Source organism: Streptomyces sp. NPDC001380 (genome assembly GCF_042895785.1).
Lineage (GTDB): Bacteria > Actinomycetota > Actinomycetes > Streptomycetales > Streptomycetaceae > Peterkaempfera.
Map to the genome: position 1 here is coordinate 175,308 of NZ_JBIAWP010000011.1, position 23,572 is coordinate 198,879.

Here is a 23,572-nt window from a genome sequence, read left to right on the forward strand (position 1 = left end):
CCGGTCGGGCGCCGGAGCCGTCACCCGCGCGGCGTCCGCCGGCCGGCGGCCACCGGCGCGGAGCAGCGGTCCCGGGTCGGGCGGGCGGGGCCGGCGCCGGACTGCGGCCTCAGACCCGTCCGGCGGCCTCCGGGACCCCGGCACCGGCGGGCCCGCCCCGGGGCGCGTCCCCGCGGCGGGGGAGCAGCAGCGGGGTGGCCAGGAGGAGGACGCCGGCGGCGGCGATCGCGGTGCGGGGGCCGGTGACGGCGGCCAGCAGGCCCCACAGGGCGGTCAGGGCCGCGATGGCGGCGCTGCTGCCGACCGACCACGCGGACAGGGTGCGGGCGACCAGGTCGGGGGCGGTGCGGTCGAGCCGGTAGGTGGCCAGCAGCGGGTTGAAGAGGCCGCAGCAGGTCACCAGGCCGAGCTGGACGGCGACGACGAGGACGATCCCGGGGGCACCGGGCCGGACGAGGGCCAGCCCGACGGGCCAGCAGGCCCGCAGCACCCCGGCGGTGAGCATCACCCGGTGGCGGCCGAACCGCGCCGCGAGCGGGCGCGCGAGCCGTGAGCCGATCAGCCCGCCGACGCAGGGGGCCGCGAACACGAGGCCGTACTGCCAGGGTGCGAACCCGAGGCGGCCCAGCAGGAGTACGGCGAGCAGCGGTTCGGAGGCCATGATCAGGCCGTTGACGACGACCGCGTTGAGGAACAGCGGGCGCAGCACGGGGTGGGCCAGGATGTGGCGCCAGCCCTCGAGCAGGTCGCCCGCCCGCAGCCGCGGCGCACCGGTGCGCGCGGGGGGCGCCTCCGTCCCGCCGACGGCCCGGACGCCCAGCGCCGAGAGCAGGTAGCTGACCGCGTCGGCCACCACCGTGGCCATCGGGCCGAGCAGACCGATCGCGGCCCCGCCCAGCGGCGGTCCGACCGTGGTCGAGGTCCACATCGTGGACTCGAACCGGCTGTTCGCGACGAGCAGGTCCTCCGCCGGCACCAGCGCCTTCAGGTACGCGCCGCAGGCCGCCCTGAAGGCGATGTCGGCCGCGGCCGTGACGACGGACACGAGGAGGAGCTGGGCGAAGCCGAGCCGACCGAGCGCGAACGCGACGGGGACGGTCGCCAACGCCGCGAACCGGGTCAGGTCCATCGCCACCATGACCGGCCGCTTGCGGCGGAACTCCACCCAGGGGCCGAGCGGCAGCGCGACCAGGGCGCCGACGGCCCGCCCGGCGGAGGACAGCGCCGCCACCTGGGCCGGCCCGCAGTGCAGCACCAGGACCGCGATCAGGGGGAACGCGCCGAACCCGAGCCCCGAGCCGTACGAGCTGACCGCGTACGCCGCCCACAGCCACCCGAACCGGCGCCCGAGCGCCCGCCTGCCCCTCATGTCCACCGCATTCCTCGCCGCACGGGACGGCGACCCGCCGCCCCCGGCATGAAAGCGAGGAGCGGACGGCGGGGGCAAACCGCCGGCCCGTCAGGGGACACGGCCGTCCGGTGCGCCGGCGGCCCGGCCGGCGCGGGCCTCGGCGCCGGGCGCGCCTCCGCGGCCGTCGCGGACGCGGGGCGGTTCCAGGACACCGCCGCCGGGCCCCGGACGGCGGCACGGGTCCGGCGGCAGGGGCCCCTGCGGCCCGGCCCTCCGGGCCGGTCCCACGGCACGCCCGGCGCGGCGCGCGGACGGGACGGACCGTCAGACGGCCCGCCGGCCGGCCGCCCCGGCCCGGTGGCGGACGGCACGCCCGGGCGGCAACTGCCGTGCCCGGCCGCGGGAACGGGCCGGATCCGGGCCGCCGCGCCCGTTTGTCGGCGGCGGATGCAAGACTGGCGCGCACCATGAACGACTCGCACCCCGGGTACGCGTCCCACGGGTCCGCCGAGCCCCCCGCGCAGCGGCTCGCCGGGCTGCGCGGCCCCGCGCCGCAGCGCAGCCTCGACGCCCGCGCCCTCGCCGCGCTCGCCGCCAACCCCGGCTGCCGCCGCCGCGCCCTGCTGGACGCCGCCGGGGTCGACAAGACGGTCCTCGCCGAGCGCCTGGGCAGTCCCGCGCCCTTCGGCCGGTCGCCGTTCGCCATCGCCCGCGGCAACGTCTTCGAGGCCCGGGTCAAGGCCGACGGGTACGCCGAGCTGCTGCTCCTCCTCCAGCGCCACCTCGGCCTGCCGGAGCCGGACGCGGACGGGGTCGCCGTACCGGACCTGCTGCCGCGGGCCGGTACGGCGGTGCGGGCCGGGCGGACCCGGCAGGCGCTGGCCGAGGCCGCCGCCCGGCCCGGCCGCTGGACGCTGCTGGACCATCCCATGCTCCGCCTGGACGTCGCCGGCTCCCCCGCCCACCTGGAGCCCGACGCCGTGGTGGTGCGCCCCGACGGCCGCTGGACGGTCGTGGAGATCAAGTCCTTCCCGATCCTGGACGGCTCCGCCGACCCCGCCAAGGTCGGCGCGGCGGCCCGCCAGGCGGCCGTGTACGTCCTGGCACTGCGCGAGGCCGCGGCCGAACTGGCCGGCGTCAAGCCGGGGGACGGCCCCTACGACGAGCCCGAGGGCCCGGCCGCGGCGCCCGACCCCACGGTGCTGCTGGTCTGCCCCCGGGACTTCTCCAACCGGCCCACCGCCGCCGCCGTCGACGTCCGCCGGGAGCTGGCGGTCACCCGCCGCCAGCTGCGGCGGATGACCCGCATCGACCGCATCCTCGACGCGCTCCCCGCCGACGCGGGCTTCGACCTGTCCACCGCCGACGACGGCACGCCCGCCCGCACCGACGGGCAGCTCGCCGGCGCGGTCGCCGCCGTGCCCGCCGCCTACGCCCCCGACTGCCTGTCCACCTGCGAACTGGGCTTCCACTGCCGCCGGGAGGCCCGCTGCGCCGACGCGGTCGGACAGCTGGGCCGCTCCGTCCGCGGCGAGCTGGGCTCCCTGCGGACCGTCGGCGGGGCCCTGGCCGCGGCGGCGGGCGGCGTCCCGGGCCGCGGCGCCCGGGACGGCGGCGGCCCGGCCCACGACGGCGGCCGGGCCCACGACGGCGCCGGCGGTCCGGCGGACGCCGTGGACGAGGCCGCCGCCCGCCTCGCCCGGGCGGCCGCGCTGCGCGCCGAGGCCCTCGCCGAGGGGGGCCTGCGCCGGTGAGCCTGCTGACCACCCTCGCCCGGCTGGAGGCCGTGCACCAGGACCGGGCGCAGCCGCTGGCGACCGTCCGGCACCGCCACCTCTCCGACCGCCCCATGGTCGTCGTGCCGCTCGCCGCCGCCGGCGAGGACGGCGCACCGCTCGCGGCCATGCTCGGCACCGACCGCGACGCACCGCGGCTCCACGTGGTGCCGCAGCCCCTCGACCGCGACCAGCGCTTCGCCTTCCTCGCGGCGCTCGCCGGCGACCTGCTGCCCTACCTGGAGGGCTACGGCGAGGAGACCGAGCAGGTCGAGGGCACCGAGAAGGACCCGGAGACCGGGGAGCGGCTCCCCGTGGTGCGCGAGCTGTGCGCGGACGCCCCGCAGCTGGTCGTCCCCAACAGCGCGGGCGTCCACCACCTGGGCCTGCTCGGCCGCTCCACGCGGTTCCGCCGCACCGCCGACGACGCGGACGCCGGGCCCTACCCCGTGCCGAGCCGGGTGCCGCTGCTCGGCCGCTGGCTCACCCACCTGCGGGAGCGCGCCGAGGTGCCCGGCTCCTCGATGCTGCTCGCCATGACGGCGCTGCTCGGCCGCCACTGGGCCACCGGCCAGTCCCACCTGGAGGACCAGCACCTGGGCGCCCTGCTCGCCTGGATCGCCCCGCCGCCCGGCCTGGGCGGCGCCGAGGCCGCCCGGTACGCCGAGTCCGCCCGCGACGGGCGCGGACAGCTGCACTGCCCGCCCGCCGGACCGGCCACCGACCCCCGCTTCGACGAGAAGCTGCTCGGCCCCGCCGTCGCCCGCCACGACGCCGCCCGCGCGGCCCTGCGCGCGGCCCCGCCCGGCGAGGCGGCGCGGGCGGAGGCGCACGTGCGGCGGACCGCCGACGAGGTCCGCGGCCTGCTGGAGCAGGTGCTGCGGCCCACCTGGGACCAGGTCTGGCGGGGCCTCGACCTGCTGCGCGCGCTGCCGCCCGGCGCCCGTGTGGCGGAGCGGTGGGAGGGCGACCGCTGGTCCTACACCGGCCACCGCGAGCGGCTCGCCGCCGGGGAGCCGCCGCAGCCCCGGTTCGACGACGCGGTCACCGCCGCCCGCAAGCTGGCGCAGCGCGAGCGCGAGCAGGCGAGGCTGGACCTCCAGGAGGCCCTGGACGACCCGCTGGCGATGGCCGAGCACCGCCTCTCCGGCGAGGCCTTCGCCGGGACCGTGGAGGCCGTCGAGGCGGCGTACGACACCTCGGGCCGCACCCCCAAGCCCCGGCCGCTGGTCACCGTGCGCACCGGCGACCGCCCGCACGCCGACCCCGGCCGGGAGGTGCACCGGGTGTGGGGGCCGCCGGGCGAGGACGGGGCGGCGCCCGCCGCGCAGAAGGCCGAGGTCGTGCGGCACGACCCCGCCGAGGGCACCGTCGTGCTGCGCCTCACCTCGGGGATGGGGCGGCGGAGGGAGCCCGAGCCGGGCACGGTGCCGCAGCCCGGCGACCGGGTCTGCTTCACCCTGTTCGAGCTCTCCGTGCGGCAGGCCGCGCCGCTGCCCGACCCGCAGGACACCCCCTGGACGCACGGCGGTCCGCCCGGCTCGGCCTCCGCCGTGCCCGGCCCGCGCCCCGGCGGGCCGCACACCGGCGGTCCGCACACCGGCGGTCCGGCCGCGGCCGCCACGGCCGACGAGGAATGGGAGTAGCCCGACCGTGAACCCCGCCGACCCCGCCGCCTCCCCCGGGGCGGCCGCCGACCGGGTCACCGCCGAGATCCTCGCCGCCGTGCTCTCCGGCACCGAGCGCGGCGTGGTGGTCGACTCCCCGCCCGGCGCCGGCAAGTCCACCCTCGTCGTGCGCGCGGCCCGCGAGCTGGTCGCCGCCGGCGAGCGGCTGATGATCGTGGCGCAGACCAACAGCCAGGTCGACGACCTGGTGGACCGGCTCGCCACGGCCGCCCCCGACCTGCCGGTGGGCCGCCTGCACAGCAGCGACGGCCGGCCCGCGCCGGAGGCGCTGCGGCACGCGGGGGTCACCGCCTCGCCCCGGATCGGCGACCTCGCCGAGCAGCAGGTGGTGGTCTCCACCGCCGCCAAGTGGCAGTGGGTCAAGGACGTCGATCCGTGGCGGCACGCCATCGTCGACGAGGCGTACCAGATGCGGTCCGACGCACTGCTGGCCGTGGCGCGGCTCTTCGAGCGGGCGCTGTTCGTGGGCGACCCCGGGCAGCTCGACCCGTTCACCGTGGTCGGCACCGACCAGTGGGCGGGCCTGTCCTGGGACCCCTCGCGCAGTGCGGTCACCGCGCTCCTCGACCACAACCCCGGCATCCGCCCGCACAACCTGCCGGTCTCCTGGCGGCTGCCGTACTCGGCGGCGGGGCTGGTCTCGCGGGCGTTCTACCCGTTCACGCCGTTCCGCTCCGGCACCGGCGAGGGCGACCGGCGCCTCACCGTGGGCACGGCGGGCGACGGCGGGCCGGTGGACGCGGTGATCGACGAGGCCGCCGAGTCGGGCTGGGGGCTGCTGGAGCTTCCTGCCCGGCACACCGTGCGGACCGACCCCGAGGCCGTGCACGCCGTGGCGCGGACCGTGCGGCGGCTGCTGGACCGCGGCCTGGCCGCCGTCTCCGAGAAGGGCACGGCACCGGTCACCGCCGACCGGATCGCGGTCGGCACCGCCCACCGGGACCAGGCCGCCGCCGTCCGGGCCGCCCTGACCGGCCTGGGCGTCCCCGTCGACGGGTCGCCGGGCCCCGCCGTCACCGTGGACACCGCCAACCGGCTCCAGGGGCGCGAGTACGACGTGACCGTGGTGCTGCACCCGCTGTCCGGCCGCCCGGACGCCACCGCCTTCCACCTGGAGACGGGGCGGCTGTGCGTGCTGGCCTCCCGGCACCGGCACGCCTGCATCGTGGTGGCACGGGCCGGCATCGCCGAACTGCTGGACGAGCACCCGTCGACCGAGCCGGTGCAGCTGGGCGTCAGCGTGAAGTTCCCCGACGGCTGGGAGGCGAACCACGCCGTCCTGGCGCACCTGGCCGAGCACCGCGTCGGCCTGCGGTGAGCCGGGCGGCGGGGCGGGCGGGGGCGGGGCGGGCGCCGCTCCCCCGCGCGCCGGGAGGCCCTGCGCGCCGGGCCGCCCGCCGTGCCGGCGCGCGCCGCGCATACGGCGGCACCCGGCGAGGAATACCACCGTGGGGGTGAGCCGTTGTGCCTGCGTCGCCCCTGCGCGTCACGGCCGACGCCGGATCAGGCACGTCCGGCGGATCGGCCACTCGACGTGTCCGCAGGAACCCGCCCCGCCACCCCATGGAGGTGCCCATGTCCGACCCGGCCGACCGCCAGCGCTCTGCGGAGGGCGCAGGAGCCGCCCGGCGGTTCCGCCCGGCCCCGCTGCTCTTCGAACCGCGCGCGGGCGAGGCCGAGGCCGAGCACTTCTTCGACCTGGAGTCGATCGAGGACCCGGGGGAGCTGCTGCGCCGCTCGACCGAACTGGCCCTCGCCTTCCGGGCCGCGGCGGAGCGGGCCACCGACTTCCAGGCGGTGGCCGCCGCCGAACTGGCCGACCCGCGCCGCTTCGACGCGCTGAGCTGCGCCGAGATCGCCGACCGCGCGGACTGGACGCCGGACTACGCCGCCAAGATGGTCGAGTACGGGCGCGTCCTGCAGAAGCAGGGGCGCAGGGCGGAGTGAGGACCGCGGGGGCCGTGAGGACGGCGAGGACGGCGAGGACGGCGGGAACCCCGGACGCGGCCCTCCCGGCGGCCCCTGCGGAGTGAGCGGCGCGTGGGGGGCGTCCGTGCGGGTCCGCCCGCCGGGGCCCCGGCCTGCGGCCGCCCCCCGGCGCTGGGCCGCGGCGTCCGGTGGACGTCCCGCAACCGCCGACCTCCGGCATATGCGGGTGGAAGGGTACGCCGCGCCCGGGGGTCCTGTCCGGCAAACCCCGCTTCCCGCCGCACACGAACGGCACGGCCGGTAGATCTGCTGTCCGTGGACATCTGGACGTATGAATCCGTGGAGTACGTCACCGTGGCCGGAGAGGCCTGGCTGGCGTCCGCGAGCGAGTACCCGCGCAGCATCCAGGCCCTGTGGCGGGAACGCCCCTGGGCCGCCACCGTCCTGCCCTGCGGCCGCGTCTTCGACGTGGTCAGCCTGCCGGGGCTGCCGGGGCGGCGTGTCCTCGAGGAGCTGTGGACGACCGGGCCCGGATGCGGACCCGCCGCCTCCTCCCGGGGCCGGCTGCTGCTCTTCGCCCGGCCCGGCACCGCCGAGCGGCTGGGCCCGCTGCTCCGCTGGGAGGAGTGGGGCCCCGGCACTCCCGCGGCGCTCTGCCACGGTGCGGGCGACGCCGTGACCGTGCCCCCGCTGCAGCGCATGGTCGACGCCCCCGACTCCCCCGGGCTCGGCTCGGGGCGCTGGATCGTCGCCCCGGACCAGCGGGAGCCGTGGCTGCCCGACGCGGGGGTGCTGCTGCGCGCCTGCGTGCGCGCCGCCCGGCGCACGGCCCGGGAGCGGGTGCTCCCGGCGCGCGGGGAGAACCGATTTCAGTCGGAGGGGGCCGACTGCTAGAGTCTGCGGTGTCGGTGAGCGCCGCTAGCTCAACTGGCAGAGCAGCTGGCTCTTAACCAGCGGGTTCGGGGTTCGAGTCCCTGGCGGCGCACACAGCGGGAAGGGCGTCCTCCTCACGGGGGGGCGCCCTTCTCCGTGCATCGGAGGCGGGCCGGGGAGGCGGCGGGCCGGCGGCCCGCCGCCCGGGCCTCAGTGGAAGGCGTCGAGCCCGGTGAGGGCCTTGCCGACGATCAGCTGGTGCATCTCCACGGTGCCCTCGTAGGTCAGCACGGACTCCAGGTTGGCGGCGTGCCGCATCACCGGGTACTCCAGGCTGATGCCGTTGGCCCCCAGGATCGTGCGGGCGGTCCGGGCGATGCCCATCGCCTCCCGGACGTTGTTGAGCTTGCCGTAGCTGACCTGCTCGGCGCGCAGCCGCCCCGCGTCCATCCGGCGCCCGAGGTGGAGGGCGAGCAGCAGGGCCTTCTGCAGTTCCAGGGACATGTCGGCGAGCTTGGCCTGGGTCAGCTGGAAGCCGCCGATCGGCCTGCCGAACTGCACCCGGCTGCCCGCGTAGTCCAGCGCGGCCTCGAAGCAGCTGCGGCCGGCGCCCACCGCGCCCCAGACGATGCCGTAGCGGGCCTGGTTGAGACAGCCGAGCGGCCCGCGGAGCCCGGTGACGCCGGGGAGGACCGCGTCGGCGGGCAGCCGCACCCCGTCGAGGACCAGCTCGCTGGTGACGGAGGCGCGCAGCGACGCCTTGTGCCTGATCTCCGGGGCGGAGAAGCCCGGGGTGCCCGCGGGGACCAGGAAGCCCCGGACGCCCTCGTCGGTCTGCGCCCACACGACCGCCACCCCGGCCACCGAGCCGTTGGTGATCCACATCTTGCGGCCGTCGAGCACCCAGTCGCCGCCCGCGTCGCGGCGGGCCCGGGTGCGCATCGAGGCGGGGTCGGAGCCGTGGTCGGGCTCGGTGAGGCCGAAGCAGCCGATCACCTCGCCGGCCGCCATGCCGGGCAGCCACCGCTGCTTCTGCTCCTCCGACCCCCACCGGTGGATCGCGTACATGGCCAGCGAGCCCTGCACCGACACCAGGGAGCGGATGCCGGAGTCGCACGCCTCCAGCTCCAGGCAGGCCAGGCCGTACTGCACGGCGGAGGCGCCCGCGCAGCCGTACCCCTCCAGGTGCATGCCGAGGGCGCCGAGCGCGCCCAGCTCCTTCGCCAGCTCGCGGACCCCGGGCAGCTCGCCGCGCTCGTACCAGTCGGCGACGTACGGGGCCACGCGGTCGGCGCACCAGCGGCGCACGGTGTCCCGGACCGCCCGCTCCTCCTCGTCGAGCAGGTCGTCCACCCCGAGCGGGTCGCGGGGGTCGAAGGGCGGAAGGGGGGCGGGCGCGGCGCTCATGGGCGGCTCCTCCGGGGGGGGCGGGCGGCGGGGGCGGGCGGGCCGGCAGCGTGCCGGGCGGCCCGGGGGCCACGCTCGCAGGTGGGCGGCCGCGCGTCGAGGGGCGGGCCGATTCGGCGATCCGCCGCGGCACCGTGTACATTCTCCTGGTCAGCGGGCGCCGCTAGCTCAACTGGCAGAGCAGCTGGCTCTTAACCAGCGGGTTCGGGGTTCGAGTCCCTGGCGGCGCACTGTGCAGGACCGAGGGCCCTTCCCCGTCACGGGGAAGGGCCCTCGTCGTGTCGGAGGCCGCAGCCCGCGCGCCCGCCGTCCCGGTGGCGCGGGCCGGTCCGGGGCCGCCGGGAGCGGCCAGGAGCGGCCAGGACGCGGGGCGACGCCGCCTTCCGCCGCCGTCCGCCGCCGGGGCCGGCCCGGCACCGCGGCGGCGGGGCACCGGGCGTGGGCGCCCCGGCTGCGGGTCCGGGCGGGGCCGGGGCGGGCCGGGCTGCGGGCCGGGCTGCGGGCCGGGCTGCGGGCCGGGACCGGTGAGCCCGCGTCAGCAGCGCCCGGCGGGCTGCGACACCTCGCACCGGTTGTCGTCGAAGACGTTGTCCGTGCCCTTGTCGCGGTCCGCGACGTCGGCCGGCTGGTTGCCGGTGGCCGTGTTGCCGCCGATCGTGTTCCGGGAGCTGGCCACGCCGACGAAGCTCGGGAAGAGCACGATGCCGCCGGAGAGCGGGGACGTGCCGCGGTTGTCGCGGACGTCGTTGCCGATGACCCACACCTCCTCCACGCCCGTGAGGACGATGCCGGCGCCCTGCATCACGGGGAGCCGGGCGGTCGACGGGCAGTAGCGGTTGTTCTCCCAGACCCGGTTGGAGCGCACCGCCAGCCTCCCGGCCCGGGGGGTGCCCTCGTCGCCGACGACGAAGATCCCGGCGCAGTTGCCGATGACGGTGTTGCGCTCCACCACGAGGTCCTGCAGGCGCCGGACGGTGATGCCCACACGGTTGCCCGAGAGCCGGTTGCCGCTCACCACCGCGCCCTCGGCGTCGGTGGCGCCGCCCTCCTCGGTCACCGTGTTGGCGAGGAAGATGCCGGTCTCCGCGTTGTCCGCGGCGGTGTTGTCCCGGAAGACGCCGCGCACCGACCGGTCCTGACGGATGCCGTGCTCGCCGTTGCCGCGCGAGACGACGCCGCGCACCGACAGGCCGTCGGTCCAGGTCGCCATGACGCCGTCCTTGGTGAAACCGGAGACGGAGAACGACCGGAGGCGGACGCCCGCCAGGGGGTGCCCCGGGCTTCCGGTGACGCAGACGCCGTGCCCTGCTGCGGCACATGCGCCGTTGCCCGCCGCCGCAGCGGGCACGAAGCGGGTGGCCGGGCCGGAGCCCATGAGGGTCACGCCGTCGGTGCGGATGTCGACGCTCCCCCGGTAGACGCCTGCCGGCACGAAGACGACGTCCCCGGGGGCGGCCCGGTCCACCGTCTGCTGGACCGTCTCCCCCGGCCGGACCACCAGCACCGTCGAGGCGCGCGCGGGTGCGGGCGCGGCGGCACCCACCACGGCGAGGACGGCGAGGGCGACGGGGCCGCAGGCCCCGCGGAGGTGTGTGAGCTTGCGTAGGCGCATCGGTGGTGACCTGCTTCCCCTGGTGTGTGGCCTGCTGCCGGCTGCGGGCCGGAGCACCCGCACCCGGTCGAAGCTACGCAGGGCGCACAGGTCGCGCACGCGCTGTCACCCTTCGGGCGCAGGAGGTGACCGCCGGGTGGCGGACATGGCGGCGCTTCGGGCGGGGTCCGCAGCGGGCCGGACGGGCCGGGGGCCGAGGACGGGGTGCGGGGCCGGGGTGCGGGGCCGGGGTGCGGGGCCGGGGTGCCGTCGGACGGGCCCCCGGAACCGGCCCGGCCCGGACCGTGGGGTCGGCCGGGCCCCGGGGGCCGACGGCTGCAGGGGGCCCGGGGTCCGGAAACCGCCCGCCGGTCGCCCGCCGACGTGCACGGCCGCGGTGGACGGGGTCGCGGCGGGCGGGGCCGGGAGCGGGAGGATGCGGACCGGGAGTCCCGTCAGCCGTCGAGGCGGCGGACCGCACCGCCCGCGCCGACCGCGTACAGGTCGACCCCCAGCAGTCCGCGGACCCGCACGGAGACCCGCAGGGCCGCCTCCGCCGCGTCCTCCGGGACGACGACGGCGTACCGGGTGCCCGGGTTGTCGTCCATCCGGCGCAGCAGCCGGCCGTAGGCGGTGTCGAGGTCGCGGTCCACGTCAGGGGTGTCCTCCTGAACCTCCGCCAGCAGGCGCGCGCCGTCGGCGTGCCATGCTTCGACGTCGACGCAGTCGTGGTCGCAGTGCTCGTCCAGGATCTTCCAGCCGTGACCGCGCAGCCAGCCCTCGAAGGACTCCTGCATCCGACCTGCGCCACCGCTGTCCATGCTCCCAGGATGCGGCAGCCGGACGCGCCGCGCGACCGGCGGCGGGCGCCGGGAGCAGCGCGGGCGCGGCACCGGGCGCGGGGCGCGACGGGCCGGTCACCACCGTGTCACAGCCCGGCACGGCCGCAACCCGCCCGGCGGCGGCCGCGTGGATGCGGACGACGGCCGGAGCGGCCGCCGGAGGACGGACGGCAGGGGGACGCGGTCATGGCGAGGACGCGAGGGTACGGGGCGGTCCGGCGGCTGGGGACGGTCCGGCGGCTGGGGGCGGTCCGGGGGGCCGCGGTGCTGGCGGCGGCGGGCGGGCTCCTGGCGGCGTGCGGTCCGGGGACGGTGGGGGCGGCCGCCCCGGGTACGGCGGCTCCGTCGCGTGCGGCGTCCGCCTCCCCGGCCCCCTCGGGACGCCCCTCGGGCACCGCGGAGCCCGGCGGCCCGGCGTCCCGCCCGGCTGCTCCAGCACCGTCGGCGTCCGTGCCGTCGGCGCCCGTGCCGTCGGCGCCCGTGCCGTCGGCGCCCGCGTCCCGGGGACCGGCGGGCGGCGCGTCGGGCCGTCCGGCCCCCGGCGGGACCGCCTCGGCCGCCTGCTCCCCCGGCGGGCTCGCCGCCTCCGGCGCCCGGCGGCTGGAGCCCTCCAACCCCGACGGGACCTATGCGGTGCTGGTCTCCCTCACCAACCGCGGACCAGGCTCCTGCGTGCTGCAGGGCTTCCCCTCCGTCGCGGTCGCCGGGCAGGGCGACCCGCGCCGCAACCGTCCGCTGCGGACCGTCCGCGAAGGGGCGGCGCGGCCGGTGCGGCTGGCCCCGGGCGGCAGGGCCTGGGTGCGGGTCACCCTGGTGTCGGTGCTGGGCGAGGGCGACGGCTACTGCGCGTCGGGCGCGACCCCGGCGGCGCCGCCCTCGCTCGTGCTGGGGGTCCCGGGCGGCGGGATCCAGGTGGGGGTGGCGGACGGCGGGCTCTTCGCGGAGTGCGACGACCGGGCGCGGACCACGGCCTTCCTGGCCGACCGGCCGTGAACGGGAGCACCCGCCGGATGCGGTAGAGTTCTTCCCGCAGGTGAGCGCCGCTAGCTCAACTGGCAGAGCAGCTGGCTCTTAACCAGCGGGTTCGGGGTTCGAGTCCCTGGCGGCGCACATGCGGTACCGAGGGCCCCTCCGTGGAGACACGGAGGGGCCCTCGGCGTCTCCGGGCGGCGGGGAGCGGGCGGCGGCGGTGCCGTGCGGCACCGCCGCGCACGACCGTCGGCGCCCGGCGGCCCGCGGCTCGCGTCCGGCGGGACCGCGTCCGACGGCCCGTATCCGGCTGGCGGGTGGACCGACGGGAGCCCGACAGTGCCGCGGGGAACACCGCCGCATCCATCCTGACCTGCGAAGCAGCCCGCAGCGCGCCCCTGCCAGAATGGCCGGATGCCCGATTCAGAGACACACGGCGGGTCCGCGCCGCACTCCGGCAGAGCCGGCGGACTCGCCCTCGCCCTGCTGTCCGCGTTCGCCTTCGGCGGTTCGGGGACGGCGGCGAAGCCGCTGATCTCCGCGGGCCTCGACCCCCTCCACGTGGTGTGGCTGCGGGTGGCCGGTGCCGCCCTGGTGCTGCTGCCGGTCGCGGTGCGGCACCGGGGCGAACTGCGGCGGCGGCCCGGGCTGCTGGTCGGGTTCGGACTGCTGGGGGTGGCCGGCGTCCAGGCGTTCTACTTCGCGTCCATCTCCCGGATCCCGGTCGGGGTGGCCCTGCTGATCGAGTACCTGGGGCCGCCGCTGCTCCTGGGATGGGTGCGGTTCGTCCAGCGGAGGCCGGTCACCCGGGCGGCCGCGCTCGGCGCGGTGCTGGCGGTGGGCGGCCTGGGGTGCGTGGTCGAGGTCTGGGCCGGTCTGGGCTTCGACCCGCTCGGGGTGCTGCTGGCGCTGGGGGCGGCCTGCTGCCAGGTCGGGTACTTCGTGCTCTCGGACGCCGGGAGCGGCGGCGGCGAGCCCGTGGACCCGCTGGCCGTCAGCGCGTACGGGCTGCTGGTGGGCGCGGTGGCGCTGACCGCGGTGGCGCGTCCGTGGCAGACGGAGTGGCACGTGCTGGGCGGCTCGGTGGCGATGGGCGGCGAACGGGTTCCGGCCCTGCTGCTGGTGGCCTGGGTGGTGCTGGTGGCGACCGTCCTGGCGTACCTGACCGGTGTGGTGGCGGTGCGTCGCCTGTCGCCTCCGGTGGCAGGGGTGGTGGCCTGCCTGGAGGCGGTGGTCGCCACGGTCGCGGCGTGGGTCCTGCTGGACGAGCACCTGGGAGCGCCCCAGGTGCTCGGCGGGCTGCTGGTGCTGGCGGGCGCGTTCATCGCGCAGACCTCGGCCTCGTCGGCGCCGCCGGTGCCGGTGCCAGTGCCGGTGCCGGTGCCGGTGCCGGAGGGGATGCCGGTGCCGGAGGGGATGCCGGTGGCGTCGGTGCCCGCGGACGGCGGGCCGACCCCCGGGGCGGAGGCCTGCACCGGGGCGGAGGCCTGCACCGGGGCGGACGGCGGGGAGGGCCGGGCCGGACGGCGGCTCTGAGGGCGGCCCCGGGCCCGCCGAAATGCGCCGGCCGGTCCCCGGCCGCCTCGGGTAGGAGAGTGCGTCATGACGTCCTGGACCCTGGCCCCCGAGGCCTTCGACTCCCCCGACGCGACCGGTCTGCGCCGCGCCTACTACGACGAGGTGGCGAGCCGCTACTGGGGGCGGCCCGCAACGCCGGAGGAGGTCGACCGGGGCCTGGCCGGGGACGGTGCCGAACTCCTCGCCCCGCCCACCGGGCAGTTCGTGGTCGGACGCCGCGGCGGTGAGGCCGCCGCCTGCGGCGGGGTCCTGATGCTGGACGACGGACGCGCCGAGCTCACCCGCGTCTACCTGCGGCCCGCCTTCCGCGGCCGCGGGGGCGCGGGCCTCCTGCTGGAGGCGCTGGAGCACGAGGCGCGCGCGCTCGGCGCCCGCCGGATGGTCCTGAACACCCGCCTCGATCTGGTCGAGGCCCGCGCGCTGTACGCACGCCACGGGTACGCCGAGATCCCGGCGTACTGCACGGGCCCGTACATGGAGGTCTGGTACGGCAAGGAGCTCGGCGCGGGCGCCTGACCGGGCCGCGGGGACGTGCGGCGGCCGCGTCCGGGGGTGCGGACGGCCGGGCCGGTCCCTCCGGCACGCATCGGCGCGGCTCCCGGACCGCGACGCGGCCGCCGACGGGCCGCCAAGTCCTGCTTCCCGAAAGGACGTTGGCCCCCCTCCCGACCGAGGGCCGAACGAGGGGCGTGAACGGGGGCGTGCACCACGACACCGGGCGCAGGTGCAGGGTGCGCGCCGGTGGCACTGTCAGAGTGGCCGTACATCCTGAATGTCCGATTCGACATACCCCAGGGACGGTCCATGGCCCAGGTGCACGTGATCCTCAACCAGAAGGGCGGCGTGGGGAAGTCCACCCTCACCGTCAACCTCGCCGCCGTCACCGCCGACGTCCTCGGCGGGACCGCCGGCGAGGACCCGCCCGTCGTCGCGGTCTCCATCGACCCGCAGGGCTCCGCCGTGTGGTGGTCGGAGCGGGTGGGCGACGGACTGCCCTTCGACTTCGTCCAGGCGCACGACGACCCCGCCGGGCTCGCGGCGCTCCACCTGATCCCCTCGGCGCGTCACGTCTTCGTCGACACCCCCGGCTGGCTCGACCTCTCCGGGCGCACCGACCCGGGTGAGCGGTGCCCCCTGGGCGAGGGGCCCGCCGCGGAGGCGCTGCGGGCCGTCCTCGACCACGCCCACGACGTGATCGTGCCCATCGAACCGGAACCGCTGGGCTTCGAACCGACCCAGCGCACGATCGAACGGGTGGTGAAGCCGCGCGGGCTGCCGTTCCGGGTCGTGGTCAACAACTGGGACCCGCGCGACGGACGGGCGGACCTGGAGCAGACCCGGGCCTTCGTCGAGGCCCAGGGGTGGCCGGTGGCCCGTACCGTGGTCCGGCACTACAAGCTCCACACCCGCGCCTCGGCCGACGGACTGGTCGTCACCCAGTACGGCGGCAACCGGGTCGCCCTGCAGGCCCGGGAGGACTTCTTCCGGCTCGCCCTGGAGGTCGGCCTCGGCGCCGCCGAACCCATGGCCGCAGCAGCATCGGCAGCGTCGGGACCGGCGGCGGTGGTCGGCGGCATTCCCGCCCCGGCCGACGGCCGGGGCGGGCGGAGCGGGAAGGGCGTACGGAGCGGGCGGAACGCGCAGGCGTCGCAGCGCACGCCCGGCACAGCGGGCACGGACCCGGCCACGTCCGCAGCCACGACCGCCCCGGAACCCCTGGCCGGCGGGACCACGGCGGCACCGGCCGTCACATCGGCCGTCACACCGGCCGCGCCCGTGAACGGCAGGCCGCCGCGGCCGAGGGGGCGGCGGAAGCAGGCAGCCGCCGCCCGGAAGGGAGGCCGGTGATGGGGCGCCGCATCGACCTCGCCACCCTGCTCACGCCCGGGGCCACGGCAGTCCTGGTCCCGGCCACGACCGCAACCGCAGCCACGGCCACGGCCACGGTGGACCCCCACCCCACGGTGCTGCCGCTCACCGCTCTGGCCGAGAACCCCGACAACCCGCGCGAGGAGCTGCGCGACCTGGAGGGCCTGGCCGACACCGTGCGGGAACGCGGCGTACTCCAGCCGCTCGGCGTGGTGACCCGCGAGGCGTTCCTCCTCCACTACCCCCAGCACCGCCGTGCGGTGGGTGACGCCCCGTACGTCGTGCTGCACGGGCACCGGCGGCTGGCCGCCGCGCGGATGGCCGGGCTGGCCGAGGTACCGGTGCACGTACGGGGGGACGCGCTCCACTCGGGGGAGGACGCGCTGATCGAGAACGTCCAGCGGGACGACCTCACCGAGCTGGAACAGGCCCGCGCGATCCAACGGCTGGTCGACGTCTATGCGTACTCGCAACGGGAGCTCGCCGCCCGATTGGGAAAGTCCCAGGGGTTCATCTCGCAGCGGCTCGCCCTGCTGCGGCTGCGGCCCGAACTCCAGCAGGCGCTCGCGGAGGGCGCCCTCGGTGTGGAGGACGCCCGGCGGATCGCACGGCTCCCCCAAGAGCAGCAGACCCTGCCGACTCCGGCAGCGCCCACCCAACGCTCCCGCCGTCCGACGGCCTCTCCCCCGGCCCCGCAGGGCGATTACGCCGTAATCACCCTGGACACACCCGAGAACATCGCCGCGGCCCTGCGCCGCCACCTCACCCCACGCCTGCTGGACCGCCTGATCGTCCTGCTCGCCGACGGCTGACCTCCGCAGAAGCATCCGCAGTTCCGGGGCCCGGCGCACCGCCGGGCCCCGCGTCGGCCCTCCGGGAATGCCAGGACCGGCGGGACCAGGCCGTGGCCCCTCCACCTGCCGCACCCTCGGACCGCCGCCGGATTCGAGCAGCCCGACAGTACGGGCGCGCCGGACGTGCCGGACGAGGGCCGGTCCCGGCAGCCCGAAACACCGCAGGCACGGTTCCGCTGCAGTGCGCACCAATGCGTCGTCATAACCGGACCGACTTCGGACATCGGCACCACGTCCTCCCAGTGCGCGACGACAGCGCCGGGACGCCCACGCCGCGACCGAGGAGCGATCCCGGCAGGTGCAGCAGGCCCTACGGGCCCAGCAGCCGGAGGACACCCGGCGGCCGCCGCCGGACACCACCGCACCACGGCAGCCACGAGCACATCGCGGTCGCGGACCGGCGGACCTCACGCACCTTCCGACCCGGCGTCCGCGCCAAGGGGTGCCCGGACGGCCGACTGCCCGCAGGCCTGAGGCCCGGACCGGAGCAGTGCCTGCGAGCGGACCCGGGCCGCGCTTCAGGAGCGGGCGATGTCCTCGTGGTGCCGGATGACCTCAGCGATGATGAAGGTGAGGAACTTCTCCGCGAAGACCGGGTCCAGGTGGGCGTCGGCGGCCAGGCCGCGCAGACGCTCGATCTGCCGCCGCTCGCGGTCCGGGTCGGCCGGGGGCAGCCGGTGCTCGGCCTTGAGGCGGCCGACCTGCTGCGTGCACTTGAACCGCTCGGCGAGCATGTGGACGACGGCGGCGTCGATGTTGTCGATGGACTGCCGCAGTCGCTCGAGCTCCGCCCGCACCGCCGGGTCCGCCACGCCGGCCCCGGCCTTCTCCGTGCTGTCGGCGGGGGCGGTGGTGGGCTGGTCCGTCATCGGGGCCTCTCCGGGCGTCGGGGCTTTCGCCGGCCGGTACTGGACGGGTGGGCGAACGCCACAGTAACAAGCATCTCGTCGCCGGGCCCGGCCGTCCGTAGTCTGGGCGCCGGCCGATACGCCCGCCGAGAGGAGCCCGTCGTGCCCCGTACCGCGCTGCAGCCGGTCGTGTGGAAGCCGCCCGCCCCCACCGAGCGGGCCCGGGAGCGAAAGGGGCCGCACACCATGCCGCCGCCGGAGCTGCTGCCGATCAGCGGCGAGGGCCCGGAGGACGTGGTGGTGGACGCGGAGGGACGCCTGCTGTGCGGGGTGGCGGACGGCCGGATCCTGCGGCTCGGCCCGGACGGTTCGGTGGCGGAGACCGTCGCCGACATCGCTCCGGGACGCCCCGCCGGGCTCCAGCCGTTGCCCGACGGACGGCTCCTGGTCTGCGACGCCCGGCTGGGCCGGCTGCTGCGCGTCGACCCGGCGGTCGGCACGGCGGTCGGCACGGCGGACCGGAAGGCCGCCGTGGAGGTGCTCGCGGACAGCGTGGACGGCGAGCCGCTGAGGTTCTGCAGCAACGCCGTCACGGCCGCCGACGGCACGGTCTACTTCACCGAGTCCAGCCGCCGCTGGACGATCGACGACTGGAAGGCCGACATCCTGGAGCACTCGGGCACCGGACGGCTGCTGCGCGTGGGGCCGGACGGCGGCGAGCCGGAGGTGCTGCTGGAGGGACTGCAGTTCGCCAACGGGGTGGTGCTGGGGCCGGACGAGGCCTGGGTGGCGGTGGCGGAGACCGGGGCGTACCGGGTGTCACGGCTGTGGCTGGCCGGTGGGCGGGCCGGCGACCGCGACGTGCTGGTGGAGCTGCCCGGGTTCCCGGACAACATGTCCACCGGCCCGTCCGGGGTGGTCTGGATCGCCATGCCGAGCCACCGGGACCCGGTCCTGGACCTGCTGCACCGGACGCACCCGGCGGTGCGCCGCGCCGTGTGGGCGCTGCCGCCGCGGCTGCAGCCGGCCCCCGAACGCACCGTATGGGTGATCGGTGTCGACTCCGACGGGCGTGTCGTGCACGACCTGCAGGGGCCGGGTGACCGCTTCAGCCAGGTGACGGGGGTCTGCGAGCACGGCGGGCGGCTCTACCTGGGCTCGCTGGTGGAGCGCGCGGTGGCCGTGGTGCCCCTGCCGGAGGCCGGCCGGGCCTCGGGCTGAGCAGGGCCGGGACCGACCGGGCCTCGGGCAGGCCAGGCCTGGGGCCGACCTGACCGGCAGGCCCGGCCGGGGTCGTGAGGGCGGCTGCCTGCCGGGGAGGAGCGCTGCCGCAGGCCGGGCGGAAGGGGCGGTGCGCAGGACACAGGGGCCGAGCGGCCGGACAAGGAGCGCACGGGCCGGGAGCGCACAGGGCGGGGGGCAGGCGGGACGGAGGCAGGCAGGACGGAACAGTTGCGGCGACCGGTTCAAGGCCCACCTCCGCGCCTCCCGGGGCACCCGCCCCGGCGGGCCGTCCACGGTCGGCGGCGGAGCGGTTGCGGGCCGCTGCCGACGGCCGGATTCTGGGCACGCGGAGCGACCGCACACGCCTGCGGGGAGCGACCCTCCCCGGGCGCGGAAGACCGGAGCAGCGAGGAAGAGACTTCATGCCCCCACGCGACTCGTACCCGGACGGCGCCCCCTGCTGGGCCGACCTGACCACGCCCGACCCGCAGGCCGCCCGCGCCTTCTACGGCCCGGTGATGGGGTGGGAGTTCGAGGACCTCGGCCCGGCCATGAACGGCTACACGATGTGCCGCAGCGGCGGGCGGCGGGTGGCCGGCCTGATGCCCCCGCCGCCGGGCGGCGAGGGCATGCCGTCGATGTGGAACGTCTACCTCGCGGCCTCCGACGTGGACGCGGTGTACGGCAGGGTCGCCGCGGCGGACGGCAAGCCCGTGATGGGGCCGCACGACGTGCCCGGCGCGGGGCGGATGGCGTACGCCTTCGACCCCGCGGGTGCGTCCTTCGGGCTGTGGCAGGCGGGCGGCCACACCGGCGCGGAGCTGGTCGGCGAGCCGGGCGCGCCGTGCTGGTACGAGCTGGAGACGTCGGAGGGCGCGGAGGCGGACGCCTTCTACCGCACGCTCTTCCCGTACGAGCAGGAGCAGATCGGGGACGGGCGCGATTTCGACTACACGGCGTGGAAGGTGCCCGGCGGGGGCGACTCGCCCGTGTGCGGGCGCCACCGGACCGGTACGGCGGAGCCCCGCTGGTCGGTGTACCTGGCCGTGCCGGACGCCGACGCGGCGGCGGAGGCGGTGCAGCGGCTCGGCGGGCAGGTGCTGGTCGACCCGTTCGACTCCCCGCACGGCCGGATGGTGCCCTGCACCGACCCGGCGGGCGCCCGGCTGACGCTGTGTCGCCTGCCCTGACGTCAGAGGTCCTGCGGCCTCACCGGCATAGGGTGAGGACGACCGGATGCGGGTCCCAGCACAGCCCAGTCCAGCACAGTCCAACCCAGCACAGCACAGCACAGCACAGGAGGAACGGATCGTGGCAACCAAGCGAATCGCGCGTACGGCCTGGGAAGGCAACCTCATGGAGGGCAGGGGGCAGGTGGCCTTCGCCTCCTCGGGCATCGGGGAGTTCCCCGTCTCCTGGCCGTCGCGCGCCGAGAAGCCGAACGGAAAGACCAGCCCGGAGGAGCTGATCGCGGGTGCCCACTCGGCGTGCTTCTCGATGGCCCTCTCGCACGGCCTGTCCGGTGCGGGCACCCCGCCCACCCGGCTCGACACCGAGGCCGAGGTGACCTTCCAGCCGGGTACCGGCATCACGGGGATCCATCTCACGGTGACCGGCCAGGTGCCGGGGCTGGACGAGGCGGGCTTCGCCAAGGCCGCCGAGGACGCCAAGGCCAACTGCCCCGTCAGCCAGGCGCTGTCGGGCACGACCATCACCCTCACCGCACGCCTGGCCTGAGGGCACGGTCCCGTGTCCGGCGGACCGGTACGACGCGCCCGTGCCCACCGGGCGGGCGCACCCGGGCCGCAGGCCGGACCGCAGGCGTGACCGTGCGCACGCACCCGGTGTGAACCCCGGGCTCCACGCCGGGTGCGTGCGCGCGGACGCGGACCGCGGCGGAGCACCCCGCACCGGCCGGCCTCCCGGTCCGCGGGCCACCGCACACCCGTGGCTGCGGCCGCGGAGGCGGGACCGGTCCCGGTCCTGACCGCAGGGACCCGGCAGGACCGGCGCCGGAGGCCGGGTCTGCCGTACCGGACCGGCCGGAGGCGCCGGGGCACCGGCGACCGGAGGCCCGTCGGCGGACCGGTGCACACCGGGGGCGGACGCACACCCGGGGGACCGAAGCGCACGACGGGACCGACATGGACGACGGGGCCGGTGTCCACGCAGGACACCAGGGACACCAGGAACGCCGGGTACGGGACGGGCACGACCGCCCCGGGGAGCGCACGGGCCGCGGCTCCCCTCCACCGGAGCGGCCGGGCACCTCCCGGGCGGCGTCCCGCACGGCACCGGCCGGGAACCCGGTCACGGCACCGGCTGCGCCACCGACCGCGCCACTGGCTGCGGTCCCCTCCGTGGCCCACGCCGGGACGCGGGCAGGGGCGACGGCGATGACACCAGCGGTGGCGGCGGCACCGGCCGCCGCACCCTTCACGACACCTCCGGGACACCTCCCGGCCGAGATCGTCTGCCCCTCCTGCGAGGCCCCCCTGCACGGCGTGGCCGAACGCCTGCAGGACGCCCTGCGGACGAGCGAGTCCCGCTTCCGCGCCGCCTTCGCCGACGCCGGGATCGGCATGGCGCTGGTCGACGCCGACGACTGCATCATCGAGGCCAACCCGGCACTGGGCGCCATGGTCGGCCGGGACGTGTCCGAGCTGGTGCGGATGCACATCCACGCCTTCATCGACCCGGAGGAGTCCGCGCGCCGGCTCTACCTGGAGCTGGTGTCCGGGGAACGCGAGCGGCTGCGCCTGGAGAAGCGGCTGCGGCACCGCGACGGCGGCACGGTGTGGACCAACATCACCGTCTCCCTGATCCGGGACGGCGAGGGCCGGCCGCTCTGCACCCTGGCCATGGTGGAGGACGTCAGCGAGCAGCGCCGCCTCGGCGACCGGCTGCAGTACCAGTCGATGCACGACCCGCTGACCCGGCTCCCCAACCGTGCCTGCTTCTTCGAACGCCTCGCCGCCGCCTGCGACGCCGCGGACGACGGGCGCCGCCGGGTGGGGCTCTGCTACGTCGACCTGGACGGCTTCGCAGCCGTCAACGACACCCTGGGCCACCACGTCGGCGACCGGCTGCTGGTGGCGGTGGCCGCCCGGCTGCGGGAGCGGTTCACCGGCGGCGGGCGGCTGGTGGCACGGCTCGGCGGCGACGAGTTCGCCCTGCTGGTCCCGGACAGCGAGGGCGGCGACCAGCTGACCGGGCTGGCGGAGGAGCTGCTGCGGGTCCTGGAGGAGCCGTTCGAGGTGTCGGGGCACCGCCTGGCGGTCACCGCCAGCGTCGGCGTGGTGGAGCGGCCGGTGCGGGGCACCACGCCGACCGAGCTGGTCAAGGACGCGGACGCCACCCTGTACTGGTCCAAGGCGGACGGCCGGGCCCGCTGGACGCTGTACGACCCGGACCGGGGCGCCCACCAGATGACCCGCCAGCTGCTGGCGACGGCGCTGCGCCCGGCGCTGGAACGCGGCGAGTTCGCGGTGGAGTTCCAGCCCCTGGTGGGCCTGGAGGAAGGCCGGGTGCACGGGGCGGAGGCGCTGGTGCGATGGCGGCACCCGCGCTTCGGGACGCTGTCGCCGGACCGGTTCATCCCGCTGGCGGAGGAGACCGGGGCGATCGTGCCGCTGGGCAAGTGGGTGCTGGAGGAGTCCTGCCGCCAGGCCCGGCGCTGGCTGGAGGAGTTCCCTGCCGCGGAGGTCTTCGTGAGCGTCAACCTGGCGGTGCGCCAGGTCTGGGACTCCGACGTGGTCGCCGACGTGGCCGGCGTCCTGGAACGGACCGGGCTGCCGCCACGGCTGCTCCAGCTGGAGCTGACCGAGAGCGCGGTGATGGGCCCGGCGGGCCGCCCGCTGCAGGCGCTGCAGGCGCTCGCCGAGATGGGGGTGCGGATCGCCATCGACGACTTCGGCACCGGCTACTCCAACCTCGCGTACCTCTCCCGGCTGCCGGTGCACGCGCTGAAGCTGGACGGGTCCTTCGTGGAGGGCTTCCGCGACCCGGGCGGCGACCGGCGGGAGGCCGACGAGAAGATCGTGACCGCAATGGTGCGGCTGGCCCACGCGCTGGGCCTGTCGGTGACGGCCGAGGGGGTCGAGAACGCGGCGCAGGCCGAGCGGCTGCGCGCCACCGGCTGCGACACCGCCCAGGGCTGGTACTTCGCCCGGCCCGGACCGCCGCACCGGGTGGCCCGGATGCTGCGCGAGGGCCCCCGGGCGGCGGGCGGGGCGCTGCCGGGGCGGGCGGGCCCCGGCGGTCCGGCGTAGGCGGACCGGGTCCCGGCCCGGCCGGGCCGGGCCGGGCCGGGAGCGGTGCGGCGGGCCGGGCCGGGAGCTGTGCGGCGGGCCGGGCCGGGAGCGGTGCGGCGGGCCGGGCCGGGAGCGGTGCGGCGGGCCGGGTCGCGGTCCCGGCCCGCCGCAGCCGGAGGGTTCAGCAGGCGCCGCCGTCGGTCCACACGTCCTGGCCGTTGCTGCCCGGGGTGTCGCCCTGCGTCCACCACTTCGCCGTCCACACGTGCCCGCCGTACGACACCACCGCACCCCCGCTGTACGCGGTCGCCGCACTCCACGCCGGCGCCGCACACCCGGCCGGCACCGACGGGGACGGCGTCGGGGACGTGGGGGTGGGCGTCGGGGAGCCCGTGCCGCCGCTGCAGGCGCCGCCGTCGGTCCAGACGTCCTGGCCGTTGCTGCCCGGGGTGTCGCCCTGCGTCCACCACTTCGCCGTCCACACGTGCCCGCCGTACGACACCACCGCACCCCCGCTGTAC

Annotated in this window: 20 protein-coding genes and 3 tRNA genes; 17 read left to right on the top strand and 6 right to left on the bottom strand. The window is 77.3% G+C overall.

Translation table 11 applies throughout. The features are described from left to right. Positions 1–109 precede the first annotated feature (109 nt). Entirely contained in the window at positions 110–1,369 is a 1,260-nt protein-coding gene (locus ACFY07_RS16190; RefSeq protein ID WP_390869235.1) for an MFS transporter, read from the bottom strand. 449 nt (positions 1,370–1,818) lie between these two features. On the opposite strand from ACFY07_RS16190, the gene ACFY07_RS16195 reads away from it, so the two are divergent. From ACFY07_RS16195 to ACFY07_RS16220, 6 genes are all read left to right on the top strand, one after another. Beyond that, positions 1,819–3,105: a hypothetical protein gene (locus ACFY07_RS16195; protein ID WP_390869236.1), complete on the top strand. Its 1,287-nt coding sequence runs from the start codon at positions 1,819–1,821 to the stop codon at positions 3,103–3,105. Continuing rightward, positions 3,102–4,772: a hypothetical protein gene (locus ACFY07_RS16200; RefSeq protein WP_390869237.1), complete on the top strand. Its 1,671-nt coding sequence runs from the start codon at positions 3,102–3,104 to the stop codon at positions 4,770–4,772. Before ACFY07_RS16195 ends, ACFY07_RS16200 begins: the two co-directional genes overlap by 4 nt. Before the next feature lie 7 nt (positions 4,773–4,779). Further along, positions 4,780–6,132 (top strand): AAA family ATPase, encoded by a 1,353-nt coding sequence (locus tag ACFY07_RS16205; protein WP_390869238.1) that lies wholly within the window; start codon positions 4,780–4,782, stop codon positions 6,130–6,132. Between the two features lie 257 nt (positions 6,133–6,389). After that, positions 6,390–6,761, top strand: a complete 372-nt coding sequence (locus ACFY07_RS16210; protein ID WP_390869239.1) for a hypothetical protein — start codon at positions 6,390–6,392, stop codon at positions 6,759–6,761. Positions 6,762–7,058: 297 nt separating this feature from the next. After that, positions 7,059–7,637 (top strand): bifunctional DNA primase/polymerase, encoded by a 579-nt coding sequence (locus tag ACFY07_RS16215; protein ID WP_390869240.1) that lies wholly within the window; start codon positions 7,059–7,061, stop codon positions 7,635–7,637. Positions 7,638–7,655: 18 nt separating this feature from the next. Further along, a tRNA-Lys gene (locus tag ACFY07_RS16220) sits at positions 7,656–7,728 on the top strand. Between the two features lie 98 nt (positions 7,729–7,826). On the opposite strand, the gene ACFY07_RS16225 is transcribed toward ACFY07_RS16220, so the two are convergent. Continuing rightward, on the bottom strand, positions 7,827–9,023 hold the full coding sequence (locus ACFY07_RS16225) for an acyl-CoA dehydrogenase family protein (RefSeq protein ID WP_230651777.1): 1,197 nt from the start codon (positions 9,021–9,023) through the stop codon (positions 7,827–7,829). 157 nt (positions 9,024–9,180) lie between these two features. Between ACFY07_RS16225 and ACFY07_RS16230 the strand changes: the two genes are divergently transcribed. Next, positions 9,181–9,253, top strand: a tRNA-Lys gene (locus tag ACFY07_RS16230). 305 nt (positions 9,254–9,558) lie between these two features. On the opposite strand, the gene ACFY07_RS16235 is transcribed toward ACFY07_RS16230, so the two are convergent. Together ACFY07_RS16235 and ACFY07_RS16240 are read right to left on the bottom strand one after the other, a co-directional pair. Beyond that, positions 9,559–10,635 carry a nitrous oxide reductase family maturation protein NosD gene (locus ACFY07_RS16235; RefSeq protein ID WP_390869241.1) on the bottom strand — a complete coding sequence of 359 codons (1,077 nt, stop codon included), beginning with the start codon at positions 10,633–10,635 and terminating at the stop codon, positions 9,559–9,561. Positions 10,636–11,069: 434 nt separating this feature from the next. After that, positions 11,070–11,435 (bottom strand): hypothetical protein, encoded by a 366-nt coding sequence (locus ACFY07_RS16240; RefSeq protein ID WP_390869242.1) that lies wholly within the window; start codon positions 11,433–11,435, stop codon positions 11,070–11,072. A gap of 471 nt (positions 11,436–11,906) precedes the next feature. Between ACFY07_RS16240 and ACFY07_RS16245 the strand changes: the two genes are divergently transcribed. The 6 genes from ACFY07_RS16245 (at position 11,907) to ACFY07_RS16270 (ending at position 16,684) form a co-directional block, all read left to right on the top strand. Continuing rightward, on the top strand, positions 11,907–12,449 hold the full coding sequence (locus ACFY07_RS16245; RefSeq protein ID WP_390869243.1) for a DUF4232 domain-containing protein: 543 nt from the start codon (positions 11,907–11,909) through the stop codon (positions 12,447–12,449). A gap of 44 nt (positions 12,450–12,493) precedes the next feature. Then, positions 12,494–12,566, top strand: a tRNA-Lys gene (locus ACFY07_RS16250). Positions 12,567–12,839: 273 nt separating this feature from the next. Further along, a complete protein-coding gene (locus ACFY07_RS16255) occupies positions 12,840–13,961 on the top strand; it encodes a DMT family transporter (RefSeq protein WP_390869244.1) in 1,122 nt (373 codons plus the stop codon). A gap of 66 nt (positions 13,962–14,027) precedes the next feature. Beyond that, entirely contained in the window at positions 14,028–14,519 is a 492-nt protein-coding gene (locus ACFY07_RS16260; RefSeq protein WP_390869245.1) for a GNAT family N-acetyltransferase, read from the top strand. Between the two features lie 288 nt (positions 14,520–14,807). Continuing rightward, positions 14,808–15,851 carry a ParA family protein gene (locus ACFY07_RS16265; protein WP_390869246.1) on the top strand — a complete coding sequence of 348 codons (1,044 nt, stop codon included), beginning with the start codon at positions 14,808–14,810 and terminating at the stop codon, positions 15,849–15,851. Next, positions 15,851–16,684, top strand: a complete 834-nt coding sequence (locus ACFY07_RS16270; RefSeq protein WP_390869247.1) for a ParB/RepB/Spo0J family partition protein — start codon at positions 15,851–15,853, stop codon at positions 16,682–16,684. The genes ACFY07_RS16265 and ACFY07_RS16270 overlap by 1 nt, the downstream gene beginning before the upstream one ends. Positions 16,685–17,244: 560 nt before the next feature. On the opposite strand, the gene ACFY07_RS16275 is transcribed toward ACFY07_RS16270, so the two are convergent. After that, entirely contained in the window at positions 17,245–17,595 is a 351-nt protein-coding gene (locus ACFY07_RS16275) for a chorismate mutase (RefSeq protein ID WP_390869248.1), read from the bottom strand. Between the two features lie 141 nt (positions 17,596–17,736). Here ACFY07_RS16275 and ACFY07_RS16280 point away from each other — a divergent pair, with 141 nt between their 5' ends. The 4 genes from ACFY07_RS16280 to ACFY07_RS16295 all read left to right on the top strand — a co-directional run bounded on the left by ACFY07_RS16280 (position 17,737) and on the right by ACFY07_RS16295 (position 23,069). Further along, the gene (locus ACFY07_RS16280) at positions 17,737–18,795 is read left to right on the top strand and encodes an SMP-30/gluconolactonase/LRE family protein (protein ID WP_390869249.1); all 1,059 of its coding nucleotides are present in this window, start codon (positions 17,737–17,739) and stop codon (positions 18,793–18,795) included. 425 nt (positions 18,796–19,220) lie between these two features. Next, positions 19,221–19,988, top strand: coding sequence for a VOC family protein (locus ACFY07_RS16285; RefSeq protein ID WP_390869250.1), 768 nt, complete (start codon positions 19,221–19,223; stop codon positions 19,986–19,988). Between the two features lie 121 nt (positions 19,989–20,109). Beyond that, complete coding sequence (locus ACFY07_RS16290) at positions 20,110–20,535, top strand: OsmC family protein (RefSeq protein WP_390869252.1); 426 nt, start codon at positions 20,110–20,112, stop codon at positions 20,533–20,535. 659 nt (positions 20,536–21,194) lie between these two features. Then, positions 21,195–23,069, top strand: a complete 1,875-nt coding sequence (locus ACFY07_RS16295; protein ID WP_390869253.1) for a putative bifunctional diguanylate cyclase/phosphodiesterase — start codon at positions 21,195–21,197, stop codon at positions 23,067–23,069. A gap of 163 nt (positions 23,070–23,232) precedes the next feature. Here ACFY07_RS16295 and ACFY07_RS16300 read toward each other — a convergent pair. Next, a partial coding sequence (locus ACFY07_RS16300; RefSeq protein WP_390869254.1) for a carbohydrate-binding protein occupies positions 23,233–23,572 on the bottom strand: 340 nt, incomplete at its 5' end.